General features: G+C 42.3%; 1 rRNA gene. It reads right to left on the bottom strand.

Annotation, left to right across the window (positions count from 1 at the left end):
- Positions 1–224, bottom strand: a 23S ribosomal RNA gene (locus L5M11_RS23860); the annotation flags it as partial.
- Positions 225–505: the final 281 nt, after the last annotated feature.

Below are 505 nucleotides of genomic sequence, written 5' to 3'. Positions count from 1 at the left end.
TGATTTCTTTTCCTAAGGGTACTTAGATGTTTCAGTTCCCCTCGTTCGCCTCGCAACACTATGTATTCATGTTGCGATAACAGCTTATGCTGCTGGGTTCCCCCATTCGGACATCGTTAGCTCAAATGCTTGTTACTAGCTCGCCAACGCTTTTCGCAAGTTACTACGTCCTTCATCGCCTCTGACTGCCAAGGCATCCACCGTATACGCTTAGTCGCTTAACCATACAACCCAAATGAGTTTCACTCATCTGCGCCGCATTGCGACCAGCTTGGTTTTACTTGTCTCACTTCTGACCAAAGAAGTGGACGCGCCTTAGACGTAAACTATTCAATAAAGAATAATTTACTTTTGAATATTCAAGACACTTAATAAAGTGTTTGAGAACTCATGTTYAATGCTTGCGCATTAAACGTTTTGTAATTAATCACATGACAGACTCATGYAATTAAATACTATCAGCTTTCCAAATTGTTAAAGAACAATGCGTACCGGCTCGCGGCGC

Source organism: Shewanella sp. SM87, from assembly GCF_025653705.1.
Classification (GTDB): Bacteria; Pseudomonadota; Gammaproteobacteria; order Enterobacterales; family Shewanellaceae; genus Shewanella; species Shewanella oncorhynchi.
The sequence above is the reverse complement of the archived record's forward strand: the minus strand, read 5'-3'. Positions and strand labels throughout refer to the sequence as shown.